The organism is Microcystis sp. LE19-131.1A (genome assembly GCF_027532015.1).
In the GTDB taxonomy this organism is placed as follows: Bacteria; Cyanobacteriota; Cyanobacteriia; order Cyanobacteriales; family Microcystaceae; genus Microcystis; species Microcystis ichthyoblabe_A.
The window spans coordinates 1-5,494 of sequence record NZ_JAPZSS010000227.1; the positions used below are offsets into that span (position 1 = coordinate 1).

Annotated in this window: 6 protein-coding genes and 2 pseudogenes; 7 read left to right on the forward strand and 1 reads right to left on the reverse strand. The window is 45.4% G+C overall.

Going from position 1 to position 5,494, the window contains the following annotated elements; translation table 11 throughout:
• Nucleotides 1-474 (forward strand): annotated as a pseudogene (locus tag O9323_RS16610) (ISKra4 family transposase); the annotation flags it as partial.
• A gap of 37 nt (nt 475-511) precedes the next feature.
• Here O9323_RS16610 and O9323_RS16615 read toward each other — a convergent pair.
• A pseudogene (locus O9323_RS16615) lies at nt 512-1,186 on the reverse strand (ISAs1 family transposase); the annotation flags it as partial.
• A 257-nt stretch (nt 1,187-1,443) separates the two neighbouring features.
• Here O9323_RS16615 and O9323_RS22755 point away from each other — a divergent pair.
• The 6 genes from O9323_RS22755 to O9323_RS16640 form a co-directional block, all read left to right on the forward strand.
• Nucleotides 1,444-1,617: a Thivi_2564 family membrane protein gene (locus tag O9323_RS22755; protein WP_304598356.1), complete on the forward strand. Its 174-nt coding sequence runs from the start codon at nt 1,444-1,446 to the stop codon at nt 1,615-1,617.
• 35 nt (nt 1,618-1,652) lie between these two features.
• A complete protein-coding gene (locus O9323_RS16620; RefSeq protein WP_002752256.1) occupies nt 1,653-2,747 on the forward strand; it encodes a glycosyltransferase family 2 protein in 1,095 nt (364 codons plus the stop codon).
• Nucleotides 2,748-3,254 (forward strand): glycosyl-4,4'-diaponeurosporenoate acyltransferase CrtO family protein, encoded by a 507-nt coding sequence (locus O9323_RS16625; RefSeq protein ID WP_002752255.1) that lies wholly within the window; start codon nt 2,748-2,750, stop codon nt 3,252-3,254.
• Nucleotides 3,248-4,096, forward strand: coding sequence for a transglutaminase-like domain-containing protein (locus tag O9323_RS16630; protein ID WP_002752254.1), 849 nt, complete (start codon nt 3,248-3,250; stop codon nt 4,094-4,096). The genes O9323_RS16625 and O9323_RS16630 overlap by 7 nt, the downstream gene beginning before the upstream one ends.
• A 398-nt stretch (nt 4,097-4,494) precedes the next feature.
• The gene (locus O9323_RS16635) at nt 4,495-4,815 is read left to right on the forward strand and encodes a P-II family nitrogen regulator (RefSeq protein WP_002752253.1); all 321 of its coding nucleotides are present in this window, start codon (nt 4,495-4,497) and stop codon (nt 4,813-4,815) included.
• Nucleotides 4,816-5,033: 218 nt separating this feature from the next.
• The coding region (locus O9323_RS16640; RefSeq protein WP_353851597.1) for an RRXRR domain-containing protein at nt 5,034-5,494 on the forward strand (461 nt) is incomplete at its 3' end.

The window sequence follows — 5,494 nt, forward strand, 5'->3', positions numbered from 1 at the left end:
TTAGATTTGGTTAATTCTCAAGTTTTGGCCAAGCCTTTAATTTGTTTAGGAGATGGACATGATGGTATCTGGAATTTATTTCGTGAGATCGGAGAGAAACAGGAAAGAATTGAAATATTGGATTGGTATCATTTAATCGAAAACCTCTATAAAGTTGGCGGGTCATTCCAGCGAATTGAGGAGGTAAAATGTTTTCTATGGAAGGGGGACGTGGACGCCGCTATCTCTTGTTGTGAAGGATGGTCAGAGCCGCAAGTTGAGAATTTTATTACTTATTTAAACAAGCATAAACATCGAATTGTCAATTATGGTTATTTTCAAGAAGAGTGGATTTCCATTGGTTCTGGCTCCGGGTCATCTCAGGTGAAACAAATTGGGTTTCGTGTTAAAATTGCTGGCGCAAGTTGGAATTCTGGCAATGTACCGCAAGTCCTTCGTCATCGCTGTGCCTATCTGAATGGTTCTCTTTTTTAACTTTTTTATTGACCTCACCTTTGCATTAAGCATTTATGCAAAGGTGAGATGCTCCCCTATTAAACAATTGGGTGACATCTTCATAAAGATTTCCTTGATTAGCTTTCAATGCTAATACATAATCAGCGCCTTGCTCAATAATTGTAGAGGCAATTTCAGCTTGACATCCCATGGCATCAATACTTACTAAACAACCTCGAATTTCTCAAATCTTCAATAATTCAGGAATAGCAGTAATCTCATTGGATTTTTCAGCGACTTTTCGTTGACCAAGTACCAAATGATTAGTGGCTGACCAGACACTTACCATAGGAATTAAACTGCGGTTATTTCCTCGTTCTTTTGCCCCTCGTAAGGTTTTCCCGTCCACATTTAAGAGTTCTCCATTGGTCACCTGATGAACTGCTTGCATCCAACTAATAAAGCATGACTGGAGTTCTTCTGATTTTAAACGGGCAAATAATCGGATCAATGTATCATGAGAGGGAATCCCATTAGGCAGAGCTAGAAAAGTTTTTAGCCATTCATATTTGGTTATAACATAGGCAGCAACTGCTTACCAGTTGTTCGCCCCACAAATGGTTGCACAGATATTAATCACAATAATATCTATCAGCAAATGCTCAATGTTGTGTAACGCTCTAGGGTCTTTTAGAGTGCCAAAGTGTTTTTCAATCAGGGCTGTTGGTGATGAACATTTGTCCGTTAACATTGTTTTGTGCGAACCTGTAAACAGATAGTTAATATTCTGTATACTAACTTGAAAAATTTAATATTTATCTCCTAATTGCTATTCCATGAGGATATCTTGTAGATTTATTGCGTATCTTCAAGAATTGTGTGCGATTGCCCTGGCCACCTAAAGAGCATATATAAACGAGCATATATAATAATAATGAAGAGAATAAAATGCTTGACGAAACTCATTAGATCGGAGAAAGGAGGTCAGTCATGGATCTGGTACAGTTTATGGTAGTTATCATCGTGGTTGGGGTTCTATTGTGGCTCGTGAACAACTACATTCCGATGGACAGCAAGATCAAGCAAATCCTGAACATTGTGGTTGTCATCGCCCTCGTTTTGTGGATTCTTAAGGTGTTCGGATTGCTGAGTTTTCTTAAGGGAATTCGTATCGGTAGGTGAGTGATGTTCTAGACAGAAGGAAAGGTTGAATTATTATGGATCTGATGTCCATCACACTGGTGGTGCGCTGGCTAATAGGCTGGGGATTGATGTGGCGGTTGCCGCGACTTCCAGACCTTTCAGTCGTCGGTTCGCCTAAAGTCTCGGTCTTGATTCCGGCGAGGAATGAAGAGAGTACCCTCCCTAATTTGCTAACAGCCTTAAAGCAGCAAACATTCAAGCCCTACGAAATCATTGTCATCGATGACCAGTCCGCCGATGCTACCCCACAGATCGCCGAACAGGCCGGGGTGAAAGTAGTGAAGACTAGCCCTTTGCCCACAGGTTGGACAGGGAAAAACTGGGCACTCAAAACCGGATATGCAGCCTCATCTGGCGATATTCTCGTCTTTCTCGATGCCGACACTGAGCCAGGGAAGGAGCTGCTCCGCAGGCTGGTGGCAACTGTTCAACACTTAGGTGGTCTGGTCTCAGTTCAGCCCTATCACCGCACTGAACGCCCCTACGAACTGTTAGCGGTTCTGTTCAATCTCGTCGGCTTGATGGCTGTCAAACTGGGAGCAAGAGGTGGTGTGGCTTTTGGACCGGCTATGGCTACCAGCAAGGATGACTATAAGCGGGTCGGCGGCCACGACGCTGTGGCAGGATATGTTGTAGAAGACTGGTTCATGGCTCATATTTATGAGAGTGCGGGACTGCCAGTGAGTGCATACATTGGTCATGGCCAACTGGACTATCGGATGTACCCCGGCGGGCTGCGAGACCTGGTTGTTGGTTTCGACAAAAACTTTGCAACGGCAGCAGGGGAAGTCTCTTGGCTGCGGATGCTGGCGGTTGTGTTCTGGCTTTCAGGGCTGTTCTGGGCGGCTTGGTGTCTGCCCGCATCCCTATTTGGCTGGCCGATTGTCGGGAATTCATCCTTACTATATAACGTACTGCTTTATCTTGCCTTCGCCATACAGTTAGCCATAATTGTATGGCCAGTGGGTTCATTCGGAGCAATCGTCTTTTTCTTCCCCATTCCGGTTGCCTTCTTCATTGCAGTGTTCCTGCTGGCAATTCTGAATCTCGAACGTGGTCAAATCGAATGGAAAGGACGAAGGATAAGTACCCGATGGCAAGGTGAATGAATGAGATTATCTATACTACAGTTACCGGATGGGGTAATCGTCGGGCTTTGTGTGGTCGGTTGGACAGCCTGGTCACTTTTGATCGGTTTTGTCGGTCATCGACTTCCCCTGAAATTCCTAGAAACGGACACCTGCCTGACCCGGCCACGAATCTGGGGGGAAGATAGACAATGGTACAATCGGGTACTGCGGATCAAGCGATGGAAGGATCGGTTGCCAGAAGCAGGGGATTTCTTCCCAGGAGGTTTTCGCAAAACATCCGTTGGCGGTGGGGACTGTGCCGTAATGTCCCGTTTTTTGGCTGAAACCCGTCGCGCGGAATACGTTCACATCGCCATCTGGCTGTTTTGGTTAGTGACGATGCTCTGGACTCCTGGCTGGGGTGTGCTGGTAAACCTCGCCGTGGGAACAGCTTTCAACCTGCCTTGTTTGTGGGTGCAGCGTTACAATCGGCTTCGGCTCCAGCATCTGCTCGTATTGAAAGGACAGGGAAAAACGATATGCTAAAGTATGAGCTTGGCTGTGAATTAACCTACAGCATTGAGCAAGCAAGCACTCTAATTCTTAATGTTGCTATTGTCAGCAACAACCATCAGATTATTGTTCAGGAAGACCTCCATTCTAACTCTCAACGGTCGATTGAGGAATATATCACTTCTGTCAGTGGAAACCGATACTTTCGACTCAATGCCCCTCCTGGCAATTTGCAAATTTCCTATCGAGCAACCGTTGGCTTATCTCCTTATTATTCAGACCCCAGTACGGTTTTTGAAGTAAAGCCAGCCGATTTACCCCTCGATATCTTGTACTATCTTTATCCGAGTCGTTACTGTCAGTCAGATCGATTATTGCGCTTTGTCGCGGCTGAATTTGGCCATTTAGTCCCTGGTTATTCCAGGGTGACAGCTATCTGTAACTGGATTTATAACAATGTTTTGTATCTCTCTGGTAGCAGTGATTCTTTAACTTCTGCTTGCGATACAGCGATAGAAAGGGTAGGCGTTTGTCGTGATTTTGCCCATTTAGGCATTGCTTTTTGTCGGGCCTTGAATATTCCAGCACGCTTTGTTTCCGGCTACGCCTATGGTTTAAATCCCCCCGATTTTCATGCCTGGTTTGAGGCTTATCTAGGGGGTCGCTGGTATCTTTTCGATCCTACCCGCCTTGTGCCTCAGAGCGGGCTAATTCGCGTTGGCACAGGACGAGATGCAGCCGATGTTTCTTTTGCCACTATTTTTGGTCCCGTACAAATGAATCAGATGAGGCTTTTTATGGACTACTTACCCGATGCCAAGCCGATTTCCGAGAATATTTTGATACCGACAACAGAGGCGATCGCCATCTCTTGAGCGTACCCCAGTCAGGTATTCTATTATCGAAAATTTGGCTTGAAAACCCCGTCCTTTGAGGACGGCTTTAAGCTACAATGGAAAAAGCGATAACCAAGCTAAAAACTGAACCCTGACCACAGATAGTAGGGGGTTTCGTTCAGAAAAGACTTCAAATTCGGCCTTGAACGAGTAAAACTTTCTAGGAAATAAGGTTGAAGATGAGATTTTTTCGACTTGTTCAAAGTGGCCGGAGGGCATTCGGACACTCAAAACGGACGGGTCGAAAGTGTCAGACTTAAGCAATTAAGCGTTTTTCGCTATCTGCGTCAACCCCATTGACGCGACCACCCTAAAAAAGTGGCGTGGTGAGGATGTCAATAGTATTGTCTTTGAAAAACCCATTTTAGGAGTTGCCCATGTCATCCTCATCCCTACCCATTAAACCGGCTGTACTGGTTGTCATCATTGGTGAAACCGTCTTGCAAGACCGCATGATCAAGCTGCTGCAAGAGTTAGGCGTAACTGGCTATACCCTCTCGCAAGCCCAGGGCGCAGGTCGCCACGGCAACCGCCAGGGAGATATGGTCGGTTATAACACCAATATTGAGATCAAAACCGTTGTCTCGCAGGAAGTCTCGGAGGCGATCTTCTCTGGTCTCGTCGAGTATCAAGCTAATCATGCCTTAATCGCTTTCCGACAAAATGTCGAAGCGTTGACTGGGTTTGAGATAATTTGATTCGTCACTAACCGCGCCCTAAAAGGGACGGGGCTTGCCTAGACCAATTTAGGCGACGCAAGTAGAGACTACCGCATCGAGACACAATCTAGCCCAGACCTCCGAATACTTCCCTAGTTCGGATTCCCTCTCAGCTCTATTGGTAAAGCGTTGTTAGACAAGACATCTTGATTGTGTTGCGGTAAGGGACATTCACTTCACTCTTAAGGATTATCTCCATGCCAAGAGTTCCTGTTATCTCAAAAGACGGAAAGTCGTTAATGCCCACCAAACCCAGTCGGGCCAGGCGGTGGATTAAGCAAGGAAAAGCTATCGGTAAATTCAACGACTTAGATATTTTCTATGTCCAGCTAACCACTGAACCTTCTGATAGCAAAACCCAACCGATTGCCATTGGTATTAACCCGGGTAAATTATTCTCTGGAATTGGCGTTCAATCCTCCCTTTTTACTCTTTGGAAGGCTCACTTAGAACTTCCTTTTAAGCGAGTAAGAGAGCGCCTAGACAATCGATGCTTAATGCGAAGAGGACGTAGAGGAAGACGGATTAACCGCCAACTTTCTTTTAATCTAAGAGCGCATCGACAAAAACGATTCTCAAATAGAAAACAAGGAAAATTAGCTCCCTCAATCAGAGCTAATCGTCAACTTGAACTTCGAGTCGTTTCTGAACTAACCAA